Genomic DNA, 18,175 nt, shown 5'->3' on the forward strand with positions numbered 1-18,175 from the left:
TCGGGAGCCGGCGGACCGGCTCCCGACCGCTCGCCTCAGACCTCTTCGACCGAGCTCGGCTCGCGCCGGGACAGGTCGATGCCCAGCTCCTCCGCGGCCCGGAACACCTCGTCGTCGGTCTCGCGCATCTCCAGGGCCACACCGTCGCTGGAGAGCACCTCGACGTTGAGGCACAGCGACTGCAGCTCCTTGAGCAGCACCTTGAACGACTCCGGGATGCCCGGCTCCGGGATGTTCTCGCCCTTGACGATCGCCTCGTAGACCTTCACCCGGCCGAGGACGTCGTCGGACTTGATGGTCAGCAGCTCCTGCAGGGCGTAGGCGGCGCCGTACGCCTGCATGGCCCAGCACTCCATCTCACCGAAGCGCTGGCCACCGAACTGCGCCTTACCACCCAGCGGCTGCTGCGTGATCATCGAGTAGGGGCCGGTCGACCGGGCGTGGATCTTGTCGTCGACCAGGTGGTTGAGCTTGAGGATGTAGACGTAGCCGACCGCGATCGGGTCCGGCAGCGGCTCGCCGGAGCGACCGTCGAACAGCTGCGCCTTGCCGGAGGAACCGATCAGCTGCTTGCCGTCCCGGTTGGGCAGGGTCGACGCGAGCAGACCGGAGATCTCCTCCTCCCGGGCACCGTCGAAGACCGGAGTGGCCACGTTGGTGTCGGGCTCGGACTCGTGCGCCTCGATCGAGCGGAGCTGGCGCTTCCACTCGGCGTCGTCGCCGTCCACGCTCCAGCCGGTCTTGGCCACCCACCCGAGGTGGGTCTCCAGGACCTGACCGATGTTCATCCGGGACGGCACACCGAGCGGGTTCAGCACGATGTCGACCGGGGTGCCGTCCTCCAGGAACGGCATGTCCTCGATCGGCAGGATCTTGGAGATGACGCCCTTGTTGCCGTGGCGGCCCGCGAGCTTGTCACCGTCCTGGATCTTGCGCTTCTGGGCCACGTAGACCCGGACCAGCTCGTTCACGCCCGGGGGCAGCTCGTCGCCGTCCTCCCGCGAGAAGGTACGCACACCGATGACCGTGCCGGTCTCGCCGTGCGGCACCTTCAGCGAGGTGTCGCGGACCTCGCGCGCCTTCTCACCGAAGATCGCGCGGAGCAGCCGCTCCTCGGGGGTCAGCTCGGTCTCGCCCTTCGGGGTGACCTTGCCGACCAGGATGTCGCCGGGGACGACCTCGGCGCCGATCCGGATGATGCCGCGCTCGTCGAGGTCGGCGAGCATCTCCTCGCTGACGTTCGGGATGTCGCGGGTGATCTCCTCCGGGCCGAGCTTGGTGTCCCGGGCGTCGACCTCGTGCTCCTCGATGTGGATCGAGGTGAGCACGTCCTGCTGCACGAGGCGCTGCGACAGGATGATCGCGTCCTCGTAGTTGTGGCCCTCCCAGGTCATGAACGCCACGAGCAGGTTGCGCCCGAGCGCCATCTCGCCCTCGTCGGTGCACGGACCGTCGGCGATGACCTGGCCGGCCTCGACGCGGTCGCCCTCGAAGACGACCGGCTTCTGGTTGACGCAGGAGCCGGCGTTGGAGCGGCGGAACTTGTGCAGCAGGTACGTCCGGCGGTGGCCGTCGTCCTGGTGGACGGTGATGTAGTCCGCGCAGAGGTCCTCGACCACACCGCCGACCTCGGCGACGACGACGTCACCGGCGTCCACGGCCGCGCGGTACTCCATGCCCGTGCCGACCAGCGGGGCCTCGGCCTTGACCAGCGGCACCGCCTGGCGCTGCATGTTGGCACCCATGAGCGCGCGGTTGGCGTCATCGTGCTCGAGGAACGGGATCATCGCGGTCGCGACCGAGGTCATCTGCCGCGGCGACACGTCCATGTAGTCGACGGCCGACGGCGCCACGTCCTCGGTCTCGCCGCCCTTACGGCGGACCAGGACGCGGTCCTCGGCGAACGACCCGTCAGCCTTCAGCGGGGCGTTGGCCTGCGCCTTGACGAACCGGTCCTCCTCGTCCGCGGTCAGGTAGTCGATCTGGTCGGTGACCCGACCGTCGATGACCTTCCGGTACGGCGTCTCGATGAAGCCGAACGGGTTGACCCGGGCGAAGGTGGACAGCGCGCCGATCAGGCCGATGTTCGGGCCTTCCGGCGTCTCGATCGGGCACATCCGGCCGTAGTGGGACGGGTGCACGTCGCGGACCTCGAAGCCGGCCCGCTCCCGGGACAGACCACCCGGGCCGAGCGCGCTCAGCCGGCGCCGGTGGGTCAGACCCGCCAGCGGGTTGGTCTGGTCCATGAACTGGGACAGCTGCGACGTGCCGAAGAACTCCTTGATCGCCGCCACCACCGGGCGGATGTTGATCAGGGTCTGCGGCGTGATCGCCTCGACGTCCTGCGTGGTCATCCGCTCGCGGACGACCCGCTCCATCCGGGAGAGACCCACCCGGACCTGGTTCTGGATCAGCTCGCCCACGGTGCGCAGGCGCCGGTTGCCGAAGTGGTCGATGTCGTCGGCCTCGTAGCCGTCCTCACCGGCGTGCAGCCGGCAGAGGTACTCCACGGTGGCGACGATGTCGTCCTCGGTCAGCGTGCCGGTGGTGATCGGCACGTCCAGCTCGAGCTTCTTGTTGAACTTGTAACGACCGACCTTGGCGACGTCGTACCGCTTCGGGTTGAAGAAGAGGTTGTCGAGCAGGGTCTGGGCGTTCTCACGGGTCGGCGGCTCGCCAGGGCGGAGCTTCCGGTAGATGTCGAGCAGCGCCTCGTCCTGGCCGGCGATGTGGTCCTTCTCGAGCGTGGTCATCATCAGCTCGGACCAGCCGAACTTCTCGCGGATCTGCTCCGCGGACCACCCGATGGCCTTGAGCAGGACGGTGACGGCCTGCCGACGCTTGCGGTCGATGCGGACGCCGACCGTGTCGCGCTTGTCGATGTCGAACTCCAGCCAGGCACCCCGGCTCGGGATCACCTTGACGCTGGAGAGGTCGCGGTCGGAGGTCTTGTCCGGCTGCTTGTCGAAGTACACGCCCGGCGAGCGGACGAGCTGGCTGACCACGACGCGCTCGGTGCCGTTGATGATGAAGGTGCCCTTCGGCGTCATCATCGGGAAGTCACCCATGAACACCGTCTGGCTCTTGATCTCGCCGGTGGTGTTGTTGGTGAACTCCGCGGTCACGAACAGCGGGGCGCAGTAGGTCAGGTCCTTCTCCTTGCACTCCTCGATCGAGGCCTTGACCTCGTCGAAGCGCGGAGCCGAGAAGGAGAGCGACATGGTGCCGGAGAAGTCCTCAATGGGACTGATCTCGTCGAGGATCTCCGCGAGACCCGATCGTGCGTGCGGGTCGTCCGACGACCGGCCCTGCCAAGCCTCGTTGCCGACGAGCCAGTCGAAGGACTCGTTCTGGATGGCGAGGAGGTTGGGGACCTCGAGGTGTTCGGTAATCCGACCGAAAGAAACTCGGCGGGGCGCGAAAGCGCTCGACGTACGACTGGTCTTCGCAGGGCGGGAAGCTGCCAAGATGCGTCCTTCCGAGGACCGGTGCTGCAGAACGGCTGGTACGCGTGCACTCCAATGACCCCACCAGAAATATCCGTAAACGGACATTTCCGAGCAGGGGTCAAGTCGGAAGGCAGCGCAAACTAGCAGTGTAGCCGAGAGGCTAACCGCTGTCCAGCCCACCCCGCAGGTCATCGCGGAACTTGCCTCGGGACCTCGGAAAACCGGGTCAACCGGGCTGCTCGGAACGCGACGTTCCTGCCGGTCCGCTCGGGCGGAGCGGCGGTGGTGCTGCCGTTGCCTTACCCGAGAGGCGGCCGTTGCAAGCGCGGAAGGTCTTGCTGGTGTCAGCGTGCCTGCCGGGCCCGTGTCGCGTCAAGGGCCGGTTACCCCTCGGGGTGTCTTTCCCACCGACGGGCTACCGACAGGGGCCGGCGCGACACCCGCACGCCGGGCGCGGACGCCCTGCTCACGCCGCTGCCCTCGGGTACCACCAACACGGCGGGCGGCGATCCGGTTCCCCGGATCACCGCCCGCCGAGACGCGGTGTGCCCCGACTCACGTGAGCCGGACGCGCGTCAGGTCGAACTCAGGGTCACTTGAGGGTGACCTTGGCGCCCTCGCCCTCGAGCTTGGCCTTGGCCTTGTCGGCGGCCTCCTTGTTGACCTTCTCCAGGACCGGCTTCGGAGCGGCCTCGACCAGGTCCTTGGCCTCCTTGAGGCCCAGGCCGGTCAGCTCGCGCACGACCTTGATGACCTGGATCTTCTTGCCACCGTCGGCGTCGAGGATGACGTCGAACTCGTCCTTCTCCGGCTCGGCCTCGGCGGCCGGGCCGGCGGGGCCGCCGGCGGCGGCGACGGCGACCGGAGCCGCCGCGGTGACCTCGAAGGTCTCCTCGAACTGCTTCACGAACTCGGAGAGCTCGATCAGCGTCATCTCCTTGAACGCGTCGAGCAGCTCGTCGGTGCTGAGCTTCGCCATGTCTGGCGTCCTTTCTGAAAGTGAAAACTAAGAACGTGGGTGCGCCGGGTGGCCTCAGGCCGCCTCGGCGCCCTCCTTCTCGCGCTTGTCCTGCAGAGCGGCCGCCAGACGCGCGGTCTTGGCGAGCGGAGCCTGGAACAGGGCCGCGGCCTTGCTCAGGTTGCCCTTCATGGCGCCGGCCAGCTTCGCCAGCAGCACCTCGCGGGACTCCAGGTCGGCGAGCTTCGTGACCTCGGCCGCGGAAATGGCCTTGCCCTCGAAGACACCGCCCTTGATGACGAGCTTCGGGTTGGCCTTCGCGAACTCGCGAAGCCCCTTCGCCGCCTCGACGACGTCGCCCGAAACGAAAGTCAGCGCGGTAGGACCGGTGAACAGCTCGTCGAGGCCGGAGATGCCCGCCTCGGTCGCGGCACGCTTGGCCAGCGTGTTCTTCGCGACCGTGTAGCTGGTCTCCTTGCCGAGCGAGCGCCGCAGCTGCGTGAGCTGCGAAACCGTGAGCCCGCGGTACTCGGTCAGCACGGTCGCTCCCGCGGTGCGGAAGCTCTCGGTCAGCTCGGCGACGGCCGTGGCCTTGTCGGCCCGGATCGGCTTGTCCGCCATGTCCCTCCTCTCTCGTTGCTCGGAGCTGGTACGCCGGCGACGAGCAGAGCTCGCGACGGCGGCGGAGGCATCACGACAACGAGAAAAGCCCCGGCGCAGGGCGCACGGGGCGAGGGCCGGCACGACGGGCGCGGTCGGCGGACCACGCACTGCACCGATTTTCGCTTGCCGCCCTGCGCGGGTCGCCCGTCATCGCGGGACCTTCGACCGTGCCGGGGCACGGTGACCAGCGGTCTTTGGGTGGAACTACGCGACTAGGTTACGCGACCCGTCCCGAACCACCAAATCGCCCCCGGAGTGCGCCCGGTCACTCAGGCGCGGCTCCGGCGGCCCCAGGCGTAGCCGGCCAGCGCCACGGCCGCCCAGGCCAGCGCCCAGGCGGTCAGCAGCACGCCGGTGGGTGCCGCCAGCGGGCCGGCCAGCGCCCGGGCGGTGGGCAGCACCGGCGGCACGAGCCAGGGAGCCACCGAGCGGGAGAGGCCGAGGACCACCGCGGCCACCGCGCCGACGGTGAGCACGGCGACGCCGTAGCCGGCGCTGCGGGTGATCGCCCGGCTGGACAGGGCGCCCAGCGCCACCGCCGCGGGGAGGGCCAGCAGGTGCGCCCAGAGGCCGAGCGCCAGCCCCTCGACCAGCGGCCGGTCCCCCGGCCCGCTGGGGCCGGTCACCCCGCCGACCAGCCAGGGGAAGACCAGCGCGACGGCGATCGTGGCGAGGCCGGCCACGGCCGCCGCGAGCAGGCCGGCGGCGCGCTCCCGGGCCGGGCCGACGACCACCCGGGCCAGCCGGCGCTGCACGTCGGGCTCGACGTCGAGGAGGATCTTGGTCTGCCAGGCCAGCACCGGGAAGAGCACCACCGCCGAGACGCCGTAGGCCTCCGCGGGCTGGGCCCGGCCGCCGCCGTAGAGGACGCCGAGGGCCAGCAGGCCGGCCAGCACCGGGGCCAGCGCCCGCCCGGTACGCAGGAAGCCGGCCAGCCGCAGCCGGACCAGGGCGGTCACCGGGCCACCTCCGACGCGGGGCCGGACCGGCCGGCGCCGGACGCCGGTTCCACGGCGGCGGACGGGAAGTCGGGCTCCGGTCGGGCGGCGGCGGACGCCGAGTCGGGCTCAGGTCCGGCGGCGGGAGACGGGGAGTCGGATCCGGGTCGCGTGGCGGGGGGCGCGACGGCGTGGTCGCGTATCCGCAGGACGTGGTGGCCGTCGGCGCGCAACCGGGCGACGGCGGCCGCGGCCGCGGCGGCCGGGACCGACAGCTCGACCACGACGGTGGCCGCGGCGCCGGACGGCGTCGCCTCGGTGACCGTGCCGTCGGCGACCGACCAGTGGCGGGCGCCGGGGAGCCGGACCGTCTCGCCGCGGTGGTCGCTGACCAGCACCGCGCCGCCCTCGGCCAGCACCTCGCCGATGACCTCGGGCACCAGGTCGCGGGTGGCGGCGTCCAGCCCCTCCCACGGCTCGTCGAGGACGAGCAGGCCGGGCGGGCGGATCAGCGCCTGGGCCAGGCCGACCTTCTGCGCGGTGCCCTTGGACAGCTCGGGCAGCCGCACCCCGTGGAAGCGCGCCAGGCCGAGCCGGTCGACCCAGTGCCGCACCGCCCGGTCGGCCTCCGCGCCGGGGACGCCGGCCACGCGGGCCATCGCGGCGAGGTAGGCCCCCACGGTGAAGGGCTGGTCGGCGGGGAAACGCTCCGGCACCCAGCCGACGGCCGCCGGCCGGTCGACCACCCGGCCCCGGGTCGGCCGGAGCACACCGGCGGCGAGCTGGAGCAGGGTGGACTTGCCCACCCCGTTGCGCCCGAGCACCACCGCCACCTCGCCCGGGCCGATCGCCACGTCGGTCTGCCGCAGCACCCACGGGCCGCGCCGGTGGTAGCGCAGCCAGACGCCTTCGAGCCGCATGTGCCGAGCCTGCCACACCGGACAGACGGACGGGGCCCCGCCACCAGCAGGTGGCGGGGCCCCGTCAGGGCAGTGGTGCTCAGGCCTCGGCCGAGGCCTCGGTCAGGTTCTTCACCGCGTTCGGGTCGACCGGGACGCCCGGGCCCATGGTGGTGGTGAGGGTGACCTTCTTCAGGTACTTGCCCTTGGCCGCGGACGGCTTCGAGCGCAGGACCTCATCCAGCACCGCCGCGTAGTTGTCGATCAGCTGGGACTCGGAGAACGAGGCCTTGCCGATGATCAGGTGGAGGTTGGAGTGCTTGTCCACCCGGAAGGTGATCTTGCCGCCCTTGATGTCGGCGACGGCCTTGGTGACGTCCATGGTCACCGTGCCGGTCTTCGGGTTCGGCATCAGGCCGCGCGGGCCCAGGATCCGCGCGATCCGGCCGATCTTGGCCATCTGGTCCGGGGTGGCGATCGCCGCGTCGAAGTCCAGCCAACCGCCCTGGATGCGGGCGACCAGCTCGTCGGTGCCCACCTCGTCCGCACCCGCGGCGGCGGCCTCTTCGGCCTTCGCGCCGGCGGCGAAGACGATCACGCGGGCGGTCTTACCGGTGCCGTGCGGCAGGTTGACCGTGCCGCGGACCATCTGGTCCGCCTTGCGGGGGTCGACGCCGAGGCGCATCGCGACCTCGACCGTGGCGTCGAACTTGACGTTGGTGGTCTCCTTGGCCAGCTTGACGGCCTCGGCGGGAGAGTAGAGCTTCGACCGGTCGATGACCTCGGCGGCCTTGCGGTAGCTCTTGCTGCGCTGCATTTCTCGTAACTCCTGTGGTCTATGGCGGGCCCGCGACCTGCGCGGCCCTCCCACGAACTGATCCGGGTGGAGCGGTCGACCGAGGTCAGTCGGCGACGGTCAGGCCCATCGACCGGGCGGTGCCGGCGATGATCTTCTCAGCCTGGTCGATGTCGTTGGCGTTGAGGTCCGCCATCTTCTTCTCGGCGATCTCGCGCAGCTGGGCGCGGGTCACCGAGCCGACCTTCTGGGTGTGCGGGACGCCCGAGCCCTTCTGCACGCCGGCGGCCTTGATCAGCAGCCGGGCGGCGGGCGGGGTCTTCAGCACGAAGGTGAAGGTGCGGTCCTCGTAGACGCTGATCTCGGCGGGGACGATGTCGCCCCGCTGCGACTCGGTCTGCGCGTTGTAGGACTTGCAGAACTCCATGATGTTCACGCCGTGCTGGCCGAGCGCGGGGCCGACCGGCGGCGCCGGGGTGGCCTGGCCCGCCGGCAGCTGAAGCGTGAACGTCTTGACGAGCTTCTTCTTCGGAGGCATGTCTCTTCCTGGGGCTTGGAACTGGGATTTTCGCCGGCCCGCGGGCGCGCACGGTCAGCGCGGTGCGGACAGCCGACGTTCTAGGGTAGCGCAGCCTCGCGCCACCCTCCCCGCCGAGGTCCGGCGGACGGCGAAAACGACGCACCGGCGGCCGGCCGGAGGCCCACCGCCGGTGCGGACGTGCGTCAGATCTTGGCGACCTGGTTGAAGTTGAGCTCGACCGGGGTCTCCCGGCCGAAGATCGACACCAGGACCTTGAGCTTCTGCTGGTCGGCGTTGATCTCGCTGATCGTCGCCGGCAGCGAGGCGAAGGCGCCGTCGGTGACGGTGACCGAGTCGCCGACCTCGAAGTCGAGGACCTTGACCTCGGGCTTGGCCTTCTTCTGCTCGGTCTCGACCGCCGGGGCCAGCCACTTGAGCACCTCGTCGAGGCTCAGCGGCGCCGGGCGGTCGGCCCGGTCGGTCGCGCCGACGAAGCCGGTGACCCCCGGGGTGTTCCGGACGCAGGAGTAGGACTCGGCGGTCAGCTCCATCCGGACCAGGATGTAGCCCGGGAAGACCTTCGCCTGGACCTGCGACCGCTTGCCGTTCTTGACCTCGACCTCTTCCCGGGTCGGCACCTCGACCTGGTAGATGAAGTCCTCCATGTCGAGGGAGGTGATCCGGGTCTCGAGGTTGGTCTTGACCTTGTTCTCGTAGCCGGCGTAGGAGTGCACCACGTACCAGTCGCCGGGGGCGTAGCGCAGCTTCTGGCGCAGCTCGGCGACCGGGTCGAAGTCCTCGTCCGGGGCCGGCTCGGTGGTCGGGAACTCCGGCTCGCTGGCGGCCTCGACCGACTCATCGTTGGCCGCCGTCGCGACCGTGGACTGCTCGTCCGTGGTCTCGGCGGTCTCGTCGTACTCAGGCACGCTCGCTCACTTCCGTCACTATCGCTGTCCGCAGGTCAGCTGGGGTTGCCGAAGACCCACAGCACCGCCTTCGCGAAGCCGTAGTCCAGGCCGGCCACGATCGCCAACATCACCGCGACGAAGGTGACCACCACCGCCGTGTAGGTCAGCAGCTCCTTGCGGGTCGGCCAGATGACCTTACGCAGCTCGGCCACGACCTCGCGGAAGAAACGCGCGATGCGGGCGAACAGCCCGATCCGCTCGGTGTCCTTCCGGGTCTTCCGGCCCTCGGTCGAATCGGTGCGGGCCCGCTTACGGGTGGCGGTGCCGCCCCGGGAGACCGGTTCGTCCGCGTCGGTGGCGTCGTCGTCGGCCACGCCGTCGACGGTCGCGTCGTCGTCCAGACGCTCGTCGCCGGCGTCCTCGCCGCGCCGCTTGCTCTCGGCCACTTCGCCCTCCGTGCGGGATATCGGGTCGCACGCCGGGCGGCGTGCGCGGCGTGTGGTCACGCCGGCCGGACCAACCGTCCCGCGACGGGCCGCGGCCGGCGGATCGACCCGGGAGGGCCCCGAATGCCTCGGAACCAACCCCGCCGATGCCACCACCACGGGCCGGGCGCCGCCGTGCGGCGGCGCGACCCACGGGAACGGTCAGGCCTGAGGCGCAGGGGTGACAGGACTTGAACCTGCAGCCTGCGGTTTTGGAGACCGCTGCTCTGCCAATTGAGCTACACCCCTGTGCGGCAACTCACCCTCACCCGGACACGAGGTGCCGAGCAGGGGTCACTTGCCCCACGGCGGACCAGTGTACGGGTAGTCGTGCGACTTTCCCAACCGGTCCACCCCTCGCGCGCCGAACGGATCCTCAGCGAGGCGTCCGCACGAGTGCCCGAGCCTGCGACAGCACCTTCTCCCCCAGGCAGGTCGCGGTGATGTCGAGCCTGGTCAGGCCGTCCTCGGTGACCTCCCTGACCACCGCGGCGACCTCGACCTCGGTGCCCTCGTCGGTGTCCGGCACGACCACCGGGCGGGTGAAGCGCACGTTGAAGTCGACCACCGCGTCCGGTGCGCCGGCCCAGGTGGTCACCGCCCGGCCGACCAGAGCCATCGTGAACATGCCGTGGGCGATCACCCCGGGCAGGCCGACCTTGGTGGCCGTCCGGTCGCTCCAGTGGATCGGGTTCAAGTCGCCCGAGGCGCCCGCGTAGCGGACCAGGTCCGCGCGGGTCACCCGGTACGTCTGGGTGGGCAGTTCCATCTCTCAGGCCTCCCCGCGTACGACGATCTTGGACCAGACGGCGACCACCGGCTCACCGGCGACGGTGCTCACGTCGGTACGGGTGGTCAGGAAGCCGTGCCCGCCCCGCGTCGTGACCTCCTCGATGGTGTTCACGCAGACCAGCTCGTCACCGGCCACCACCGGCCGGTGGTACGCGAAGCGCTGGTCGCCGTGCACCACCCGGCTGTAGTCGACGCCCAGCGCCGGGTCCTCCACGATCTGCTGGCTGGCGGCCATGGTCACGATCACCGGGAAGGTCGGCGGGGCCACCACGTCGGGATGGCCGAGCGCCCGGGCGGCCGCCGGGTCGTGGTGCGCCGGGTCGGTCGCGCCGATGGCGGAGGCGAACTCGCGGATCTTTTCTCGGCCCACCTGGTAGGGGGCGGTCGGCGGATAGGTCCGGCCGACGAAGGACGGGTCCAGGGACATGCCGCGAACCTACACGGAAAACACGAACGCCGATCCGTACGGTCGGGCGGCTCGGAGGCCGCCGTCCGTGCGGATCGGCGTTCGGAAGCTGTCTGCGGGCCGGCCGGGCCGGCCGCGGGTCAGCGGGTCTCGCGGTGGATGGTGTGCTTGCCGTCCCGGGGGCAGAACTTCTTCAGCTCGATGCGGTCCGGATCGTTGCGGCGGTTCTTGCGCGTGATGTAGTTGCGCTCCTTGCACTCCACACACGCCAAAGTGATCTTCGGCCGGACATCGGTCGCCTTCGCCACGGCGGAGTGCCTTCCTCGCTCACGGATAACAACTACGGCGCATCAGACTACGCGCTGAATACGCGGACATGCAAAGTGGGCGCCTGTGGCGCCCATCCCACCGTCCGCCGGGCGGGCCCGGAGGACGAGAGTAGCGGTGGCCGGACTTGAACCGGCGACACAGCGATTATGAGCCGCTTGCTCTGCCATCTGAGCTACACCGCCGTGGCGGGTCCAGCCGGACCCTCTGAGCCCCCTTACGGAATCGAACCGTAGACCTTCTCCTTACCATGGAGACGCTCTGCCGACTGAGCTAAGGGGGCCTACCCGATCACCCCGTGGGGTGTCGCGCAGAGGAAACAGTACACGACCCCGTCGGCGAGGTGAAATCGGATCCCCGGTTGCGATGTTCCCGCAGCTCAGGGCACGACACGCAGGCGCGGCAGCTCGCCCGCCACGATCGTCTCCGGGTCGACCTGGGCGCCGAACCAGGCCTCCAGCCGCTCGTACGGCAGGGGCCGGCTGAACAGGAAGCCCTGGCCGATCTCGCAGCCGATGTCCTGGAGCAGCTCCAGGGTCAGCTCGCTCTCCACGCCCTCGGCCACGACGGTCAGGCCGAACTGCTGCGAGAGCGTCACCACCGCGTTGACGATGGCCAGGTCGCCCGGGTCGGTCGCCATCCCCTGCACGAACGAGCGGTCGACCTTGACCTCGTGCACGGGCAGCCGACGGAGCTGGGCCAGGGACGAGTTGCCCGTGCCGAAGTCGTCCACGGAGAGCCGGACACCGAGCTCGCCGAGGCGCTTCAGGGTCGGGATGGGACGTTCGGTGCCGTCCAGCACACCGGCCTCGGTGATCTCCAGGGTGAGCCGCTGCGCCGGCACGCCGTACTCCTCCAGCAGATCCCGCACCAGGGCCGGGAAGTGCTGGTCGGTGAGCGTCCGGGCGGCCAGGTTGACCGAGATGGCGAGCGCCTGCTCGCCGTGGTTCCAGTCCCGGCTGCGCCGCAGGCTCTCCCGCAGCACGAACTCGGTGAGCCGGCCGAGCTGGCCGGTGTGCTCGGCGACGGCCACGAAGTCGTCCGGGGCCACCGTGCCGTGCGCCGGGTGCTCCCAGCGGGCCAGGCACTCCACCCCGACCAGGCGCCGGTCCCGCAGCGTCACCTTGGGCTGGAAGTAGACCTCCAGCGCGCCGTCGTCCAGCGCCCGGCGCAGGTCGCCGGCGAGGCCCAGCCGGCGCAGCGACCGGGACTCCAGCGCCGGGCTGTAGAGCTGAACGCTGCCCGGGACCGACTTGGCGGCCGTGGCGGCCAGGTCGACCCGCTGGAGCAGGGCCACCGCGTCGCTGCCGTGGTCCGGGTGGACGGCGACGCCGACCGCCGTGTCCACGTCCAGGGTGAGCGCGTCGAAGACCATCTCGTCGCGGATCTGCTCGCGCAGCTGGCCGGCCAGTTCCAGCGCCGCCTCGGTGCTCTCCAGCCGCAGCGTCACCAGGAACTCGTCGCCACCGGCCCGGCCCACGAGGGCGGAGGAGGGTGCGCTGGCGCGCAGCCGCTCGGCCACCTCGACCAGGACCTTGTCCCCGGCCGCGTGACCGAGCGACTCGTTGACCTGGCGCAGCCGGTCGACGTCGAAGAGCAGCAGGGCCACCACCTCACCGGGCGCCGCGATCCGGACCGCCTCGGCCACCGCCGCGGTGATCCGCCGGCGGTTGGGCAGCTTGGTCAGCGTGTCGTGCTCGGCGTCGTGCCGGAGCCGGTCGACCAGGCGGGTGTTCTCCAGGGCGACCGCGGCGTGCGCGGCCACGGTCTCGAAGACCGCGATGTCCGCAGGGGTGAAGTGGTTGCCGTCACCGAGCCGGTTGGCCACCTCCAGGGTGCCGATCACGACCGGACCGGAGCGCAACGGCACCACCACGGCGTCCTTGACCCGCCGCTCCGCGAACTCCGCGCGGAACTCGTCGTCGGTCGTCACGCCGTGTCCGACGGCGACGGTACGCCGGAGCTCCCGCACCTTCTCCCGCAGCGCCTGCGGCGTGTGCGCCATGTCGAGCAGACCCGGGTCGTCGACCCGGGCGGTCAGCAGCGTCTCCGGGTGCCGGCCCTGGGCGGGGAGCCAGAGTGTGGCGTACTCGGCCTGCATCAGGGACCGCACCCGACCGAGGAGGGCGTCCGCCAGTGTGCCGCTCTGCCCGCTCTCCACCACGGCGCGGGTCAACTCGTAGAGGTCGGTCAGGGTGCGGTGCTGCCGGAAGAACTGGGCGTACGACCGGTAGACCAGGACGAGACCCGCGCCCAGTGCGGACAGCAGGAGCAGCGACCACCACGTGCTGCGCACCAGGATCAGCACGATCAACCCGACGGACACGTTGATCGCCGCCGTCAGCAGTCCGGCCTTGGCGCTGCGCAGGGCGCCCCGCCCGGTCTGCCAGCCGTGCAGCAGGGTGTGCACCGCGACCACGCTGGCGACGCTGACCAGCAGCACCATGCTGACCGCCGCGAAGATGCTCACCCAGGTGCGTGGCCCGACCCCCTGGATGGGCGGCAGCGCCTGGAGGACCAGCACGGCCAGCGAGGTGCCGGCCGCGGCGCGCGCGACGTTGAACCAGACCTTCGGCGCCGAGAACCGGTGCCGGATGTGCGTGATGAGCGCCGTCAGCGTGTAGATGACCACGACGGTCAGCGGCGGCAGGAAGTAGAGCGCCAGGACCAGCGGCAGCTCGGTGAGCGTGACGCCGAGCGTCTGCCGGCGGACGACCAGGCTCAGCAGCGGCAACCCGGCGACGATCATGAGGAGCAGGAAGAGCGCCGCCTGCGGCCACTTCCCGACGGGATGCTCGGCGAGCAGGCCGGTCACCGTGGCGCAGGCCACGGCGACCAACGCCATCGGTGCCGTGATGATCCAGGCGTCCTCAGACGACCGGCGTCGTGGCTGACCGCGACGGATCATGCCGCTCCTTCGGATTGGCGGCGCGCCGCCCCGTCATCGACGCGAGTCGTCGCCCGGCTGGCACGTGAGAGTCGTGGCAGCCGGGCTCGACGGCGACAGACCGGAGAACCCGGTCACTGCCACACAATGTCCAGGGTCTGGACGCCCCCGTTGATGCCATCGAAGTCGACACCGCCGACACCACCGACGAGGGCGGCAAGAATAAGAAGTGAGCCAAGCAGCCGGCCCAACCTTCGACCAGACATGATTGCTCCTGTCGAGAGAGTTTCAGCGATGGTGGAGGTTCCACGATCGTGCCACACGGGGGGCAGGCGGAAAAGCGGTGGAGGGCCCACCTCGCAGGGGCAGACGGGGAAATCATCCGTTCGACCGGCGCGCCCGTCCCTCCGGCCCAGCATGCTGTCACGATCGGTCCCGACGCTGCTACGGAAGGCGCGCACAACGACTTCCCGGTTAAACCGCGCGTAAGAGCAGATTCGCCTACCAGCCATGATGATCGGTCACCTTGACCACATTGGACGGCGAACCGGGCGGCTGCGGCGACCCCGTCGAACAGACTCCACCATCATCGATGTCCCGGGCAAGGGTTTCGGGCTGTCCGATCCACGCGTTCCACCGGCCTCGGCGGCACCGGGCCGCCGCCGGGCGGCGTGAGAGGCTGACCGGATGGGGACCGTCATCCGCAACGTCGCGTTCGACTGCGCCGACCCGTACGGGCTGGCGCACTTCTGGGGCCGGGTCTTCGACTGCCCGGTCGACCCGCAGTTCACGCCCGACGACGAGGAGGTGGCCGTCGAGCCGCCCACGGGCGCGAGGCTCTACTTCCAGCGGGTGCCGGAGCCGAAGAGCGTCAAGAACCGCGTGCACGTCTGCCTCCAGCCCGAGGTGCCTCGCGATCAGGAGGTCGAGCGCATCCGCGCCCTGGGCGCCACGGTCGTCGCCGACCGGCGCGAGCCGGACGGCAGCGGCTGGGTCGTGCTGGCCGACCCGGAGGGCAACGAGTTCTGCGTGCTGCGCAGCGAGGCCGAGCGGGAGACGTCCGCGTAGGCCAACGCTGCCGCCCTCAGGCGCGGCGGAACTCCGCGCGCCAGCGGAGCCCACCGTCGGGGGCCACGATCTCCTCGACCCGGGCCGGGGTCAGCGGGCCGGCCGCGAACGCGTCGACCTCGGCCCGGGCCAGCGGCCACGGCGGGCCCTCGACGACCTCGTCGTCCCGCCGGCCGGCCGCGATCACCAGCAGCGTCCCGTGCGGCGCGACCAGCCGGCCGACCGCCGGGATCGCCCGCTGCCGCAGCTCGGCCGGCAGTGCCTGCACGTTCATGCTCTCCAGCACGAGGTCGAACCCGCCCAGCCAGTCCTGCGGCGGGTCGAGCAGGTCGGCGGTCTCGTACCGGACCGAGGAGTCCGGGTGGCGGCGGCGGGCCGTCCGTACCGCCGTGGGCGAGATGTCGAAGGCGACGGTGGCGAAGCCGAGGCGGGCCAGGTGTTCGGCGTCGCGGCCGAAGCCGCACCCGACGACCACGGCGCGCCGACCGGAGCCGTCCGGCCGGATCCGGTCGGTCCACTCGCTGAGCAGGGAGTGCGCCCGGTCGAGGTCCCACGGGACGACCGCTTCGCCGCGCTCGGCGTCGGCGTAGAGCCGCTCGAACCGGCCGATCGGATCGTCTTCGGCGGTGGCCGGGGAGGGCAACGGGTGGGTCGGATCGTGGTCGTGCACGGACGCCTCCTCGCCTCGGACACCGCGAAACGACGAAGGCCCCTGACCGGCGTTTCCGCAGGTCAAGGGCCTTGCCGTTCCCTGGTGGCGGGTAGAGGATTCGAACCTCTGTAGCTTTCGCGACGGATTTACAGTCCGCTCCCATTGGCCGCTCGGGCAACCCGCCAGGGCATACCACCGCGTTCGACGCGGCGGCGGAAGCAAGGATAGCGGTTGTCCCCCGGGCCGTCGCAAGCGGGTACCGTCAGGGGGTCCCACGCTGGTCAGTGGGGGACGGACCAGGACAGACCGCCGGACAGCAGGAGCATGAGCATGGCAGCGAACCCGTCGTTCGACATCGTGAGCAAGGTCGACCGGCAGGAGGTCGACAACGCCCTCCGCCAGGCGGAGAAGGAGCTCTCGACGCGGTTCGACTTCCGCGGCACCGGCGCCGAGATCTCCTGGTCGGGCGAGGAGGCGATCAGCCTCCAGGCGGAGACCGAGGAGCGGGTCCGGGCAGCTCTGGACGTGTTCAAGGAGAAGCTGGTCAAGCGGAACATCTCGCTGAAGTCGCTGGACGCCGGCGACCCGCGCTCGTCGGGCAAGATCTTCAAGATCGACGCCAAGGTGATCCAGGGCATCGACTCGGACAAGGCCAAGGCGATCAGCAAGAAGATCCGCGACGAGGGTCCGAAGGGCGTCCAGGCGCAGATCCAGGGCGACCAGCTCCGGGTCACCGGCAAGAAGAAGGACGACCTGCAGGCCGTCATCGCGCTGCTCAAGGGCGAGGACTTCGGGGTCGCCCTCCAGTTCACCAACTACCGGTAGGACGGGCCACGGGCCGCCGCCCCGACGAGCATCCGGCGGCGGCCCGGCCCACCGGGGGTGGGACGGGCACCGTCAGCGCGAGAAGATCAGCAGCAGGATCACGGTCACGACGGCGCTGACCAGGATCGAGCCGAGGCAGCCGACCCGGTTCGAGAAGAAGAGGAACATGCCGGGGGCTGTACCCGCCCGCGCCGGTTTGATCCCGGGGACTCAGGCGACGAGCGACTGCTCGGCGCGTACCGCGGTGGCCTCGGCACGGGCGATCGGGCCGGTGGGCAGCGCGGCGACCGCCGCGCCGACGGCGACCGCGGCCCCGGCGAAGAGGAAGGCCCAGGGCACGCCGCCGGCGTGGTCGACGATGAGCCCGGCCACCGCTCCCCCGGCGGCGCTCGCCGCCACCGACATGGTCACCACCCAGGTGTACGCCTCGTTCAGCATGCCGGCCGGAGCGATCCGGCCGACCAGGGTGTTCTCCAGGGTCAGCGCGGGCGCGATGGTGGCGCCGCCGAGCACCAGCGCGGCGCCGAGCGCCGCCGGGGTGGGCATCACGGCGAAGACGGCGAAGCTGGCCGCGACCGCGCCGAGCAGCCAGGCGAACTGGCGGGTCATGTTGGCGGCGGGCTTGCGTACCCCGAACCAGAAGCCGCCGAGGGCGCTGCCGATGCCCCAGACGGCGAGCAGCACGCCGGCGAGGCTCTCCGGGTCGCCGGTGGTGGAGTTCCCGGCGAAGGCCGGGACGATCACGCCGGCGGCGCCGAAGGCGATGCCGAGGCTGGCGACGCAGAGCAGCAGGGCCGGGAAGCCGCCGACCCGCAGCGGGCCGAGGCCCTTGGCGTGGTGCTCGCGCGGGTGCGGCTGCCAGCCGCGCATGACCCGGCCGAGCGCGACGGCGGTGGTGCCGACCAGGGTGACCACGGCGGCGCCGACCAGCGCGGCGGCGGCGTCGGCGACCAGGACGAAGCCGGCCACCAGCAGCGGGCCGAGCACGAAGACGACCTCGAAGAGGGAGGTCTCCGCGGCGAGCGCCGTGTTGCGCAGGTGGGCCCGGCCGGTGGCGGGGGCGGTGAGGTCGTTCCAGGCGCCCCGGATGGCGGCGGTGAGCGGCGGGTACGTGGCACCGGCGACGCCGGCGGCCAGGTAGATCAGGGCGAGGTTGTCGGAGCCGGACCGGCTGGCTCCGAGCAGCCCGAAGAGGGCGAGCGGGTGGGCCACGGCGGTGGCCAGCAGCACCGGGGTGGGGCCGACCCGGTCGGCGATGCGCCCGCCGATCGGGCTGAGCGCGGCGCCGGAGAGCGCGTAGATGCCGCCGGCGACGGCGGCGAGCGAGTACCTGTCGGTTACCTCGGCGACGACCAGCAGCAGCGCCAGCGGGGTCATGCCGATCCCGAGCCGCCCGATGACGCCGAGGATCAGCAGCATCGGGGCGCCGGGGATCCGCCAGACGCCCAGGTACTGGCGCAGTGCGGCCACGGGTCGACCTCCAGGTAACGGGTGAGAGACGTTTCGACCCTAACGCCGGCGCGTATCCGGGGGAAACGGTTTGTGCCCGGACACACCACTCCGCCCGCGTCCGGCGGGACGCGGGCGGAGGTGGTCGGTGCG

At 71.1% G+C, this 18,175-nt stretch carries 17 protein-coding genes and 4 tRNA genes; 2 read left to right on the top strand and 19 right to left on the bottom strand.

The window, feature by feature from the left end:
• Positions 1–35 precede the first annotated feature (35 nt).
• From rpoB to ACZ6PY_RS11585, 16 genes are all read right to left on the bottom strand, one after another.
• Entirely contained in the window at positions 36–3,467 is a 3,432-nt protein-coding gene (gene rpoB / locus ACZ6PY_RS11510) for a DNA-directed RNA polymerase subunit beta (RefSeq protein WP_466071328.1), read from the bottom strand.
• A gap of 574 nt (positions 3,468–4,041) precedes the next feature.
• Positions 4,042–4,428, bottom strand: a complete 387-nt coding sequence (rplL, locus tag ACZ6PY_RS11515; protein WP_466071330.1) for a 50S ribosomal protein L7/L12 — start codon at positions 4,426–4,428, stop codon at positions 4,042–4,044.
• 54 nt (positions 4,429–4,482) lie between these two features.
• Positions 4,483–5,028, bottom strand: a complete 546-nt coding sequence (gene rplJ / locus ACZ6PY_RS11520; protein WP_313724406.1) for a 50S ribosomal protein L10 — start codon at positions 5,026–5,028, stop codon at positions 4,483–4,485.
• A gap of 311 nt (positions 5,029–5,339) precedes the next feature.
• A complete protein-coding gene (locus ACZ6PY_RS11525) occupies positions 5,340–6,029 on the bottom strand; it encodes a hypothetical protein (RefSeq protein WP_466071332.1) in 690 nt (229 codons plus the stop codon).
• Positions 6,026–6,928 carry an ATP-binding cassette domain-containing protein gene (locus tag ACZ6PY_RS11530; protein WP_466071334.1) on the bottom strand — a complete coding sequence of 301 codons (903 nt, stop codon included), beginning with the start codon at positions 6,926–6,928 and terminating at the stop codon, positions 6,026–6,028. Before ACZ6PY_RS11530 ends, ACZ6PY_RS11525 begins: the two co-directional genes overlap by 4 nt.
• Positions 6,929–7,007: 79 nt before the next feature.
• Entirely contained in the window at positions 7,008–7,724 is a 717-nt protein-coding gene (gene rplA / locus ACZ6PY_RS11535; protein WP_466071336.1) for a 50S ribosomal protein L1, read from the bottom strand.
• 85 nt (positions 7,725–7,809) lie between these two features.
• Positions 7,810–8,241 (bottom strand): 50S ribosomal protein L11, encoded by a 432-nt coding sequence (rplK, locus tag ACZ6PY_RS11540; RefSeq protein ID WP_091570017.1) that lies wholly within the window; start codon positions 8,239–8,241, stop codon positions 7,810–7,812.
• A 185-nt stretch (positions 8,242–8,426) separates the two neighbouring features.
• Entirely contained in the window at positions 8,427–9,149 is a 723-nt protein-coding gene (nusG, locus tag ACZ6PY_RS11545) for a transcription termination/antitermination protein NusG (protein ID WP_151462526.1), read from the bottom strand.
• Between the two features lie 35 nt (positions 9,150–9,184).
• A complete protein-coding gene (gene secE, locus ACZ6PY_RS11550) occupies positions 9,185–9,577 on the bottom strand; it encodes a preprotein translocase subunit SecE (RefSeq protein ID WP_466071339.1) in 393 nt (130 codons plus the stop codon).
• A gap of 215 nt (positions 9,578–9,792) precedes the next feature.
• Positions 9,793–9,865, bottom strand: a tRNA-Trp gene (locus tag ACZ6PY_RS11555).
• Positions 9,866–9,992: 127 nt separating this feature from the next.
• Positions 9,993–10,385 carry a MaoC/PaaZ C-terminal domain-containing protein gene (locus ACZ6PY_RS11560; protein WP_466071340.1) on the bottom strand — a complete coding sequence of 131 codons (393 nt, stop codon included), beginning with the start codon at positions 10,383–10,385 and terminating at the stop codon, positions 9,993–9,995.
• Between the two features lie 3 nt (positions 10,386–10,388).
• The gene (locus tag ACZ6PY_RS11565; protein ID WP_466071341.1) at positions 10,389–10,835 is read right to left on the bottom strand and encodes an FAS1-like dehydratase domain-containing protein; all 447 of its coding nucleotides are present in this window, start codon (positions 10,833–10,835) and stop codon (positions 10,389–10,391) included.
• 119 nt (positions 10,836–10,954) lie between these two features.
• Positions 10,955–11,122 (bottom strand): 50S ribosomal protein L33, encoded by a 168-nt coding sequence (gene rpmG / locus ACZ6PY_RS11570; RefSeq protein WP_067301359.1) that lies wholly within the window; start codon positions 11,120–11,122, stop codon positions 10,955–10,957.
• Between the two features lie 131 nt (positions 11,123–11,253).
• Positions 11,254–11,326: transfer RNA gene (locus tag ACZ6PY_RS11575), tRNA-Met, on the bottom strand.
• Positions 11,327–11,351: 25 nt separating this feature from the next.
• Positions 11,352–11,424 (bottom strand) — tRNA-Thr (locus ACZ6PY_RS11580).
• A gap of 96 nt (positions 11,425–11,520) precedes the next feature.
• A complete protein-coding gene (locus tag ACZ6PY_RS11585; protein WP_466071342.1) occupies positions 11,521–14,049 on the bottom strand; it encodes a putative bifunctional diguanylate cyclase/phosphodiesterase in 2,529 nt (842 codons plus the stop codon).
• Positions 14,050–14,715: 666 nt separating this feature from the next.
• On the opposite strand from ACZ6PY_RS11585, the gene ACZ6PY_RS11590 reads away from it, so the two are divergent.
• On the top strand, positions 14,716–15,096 hold the full coding sequence (locus tag ACZ6PY_RS11590) for a VOC family protein (RefSeq protein ID WP_466071344.1): 381 nt from the start codon (positions 14,716–14,718) through the stop codon (positions 15,094–15,096).
• A gap of 16 nt (positions 15,097–15,112) precedes the next feature.
• Here ACZ6PY_RS11590 and ACZ6PY_RS11595 read toward each other — a convergent pair whose 3' ends face one another.
• The gene (locus ACZ6PY_RS11595) at positions 15,113–15,766 is read right to left on the bottom strand and encodes a class I SAM-dependent methyltransferase (RefSeq protein WP_466071346.1); all 654 of its coding nucleotides are present in this window, start codon (positions 15,764–15,766) and stop codon (positions 15,113–15,115) included.
• Positions 15,767–15,848: 82 nt separating this feature from the next.
• Positions 15,849–15,932: transfer RNA gene (locus ACZ6PY_RS11600), tRNA-Tyr, on the bottom strand.
• A gap of 146 nt (positions 15,933–16,078) precedes the next feature.
• Between ACZ6PY_RS11600 and ACZ6PY_RS11605 the strand changes: the two genes are divergently transcribed.
• Positions 16,079–16,573 carry a YajQ family cyclic di-GMP-binding protein gene (locus ACZ6PY_RS11605; protein WP_151462534.1) on the top strand — a complete coding sequence of 165 codons (495 nt, stop codon included), beginning with the start codon at positions 16,079–16,081 and terminating at the stop codon, positions 16,571–16,573.
• A gap of 210 nt (positions 16,574–16,783) precedes the next feature.
• Here the strand turns inward: ACZ6PY_RS11605 and ACZ6PY_RS11610 are convergent, their stop codons facing one another.
• Positions 16,784–18,043 (bottom strand): MFS transporter, encoded by a 1,260-nt coding sequence (locus ACZ6PY_RS11610; protein WP_466071348.1) that lies wholly within the window; start codon positions 18,041–18,043, stop codon positions 16,784–16,786.
• Positions 18,044–18,175 lie beyond the last annotated feature (132 nt).

It is taken from the genome of Micromonospora sp. NPDC048907, from assembly GCF_055586885.1.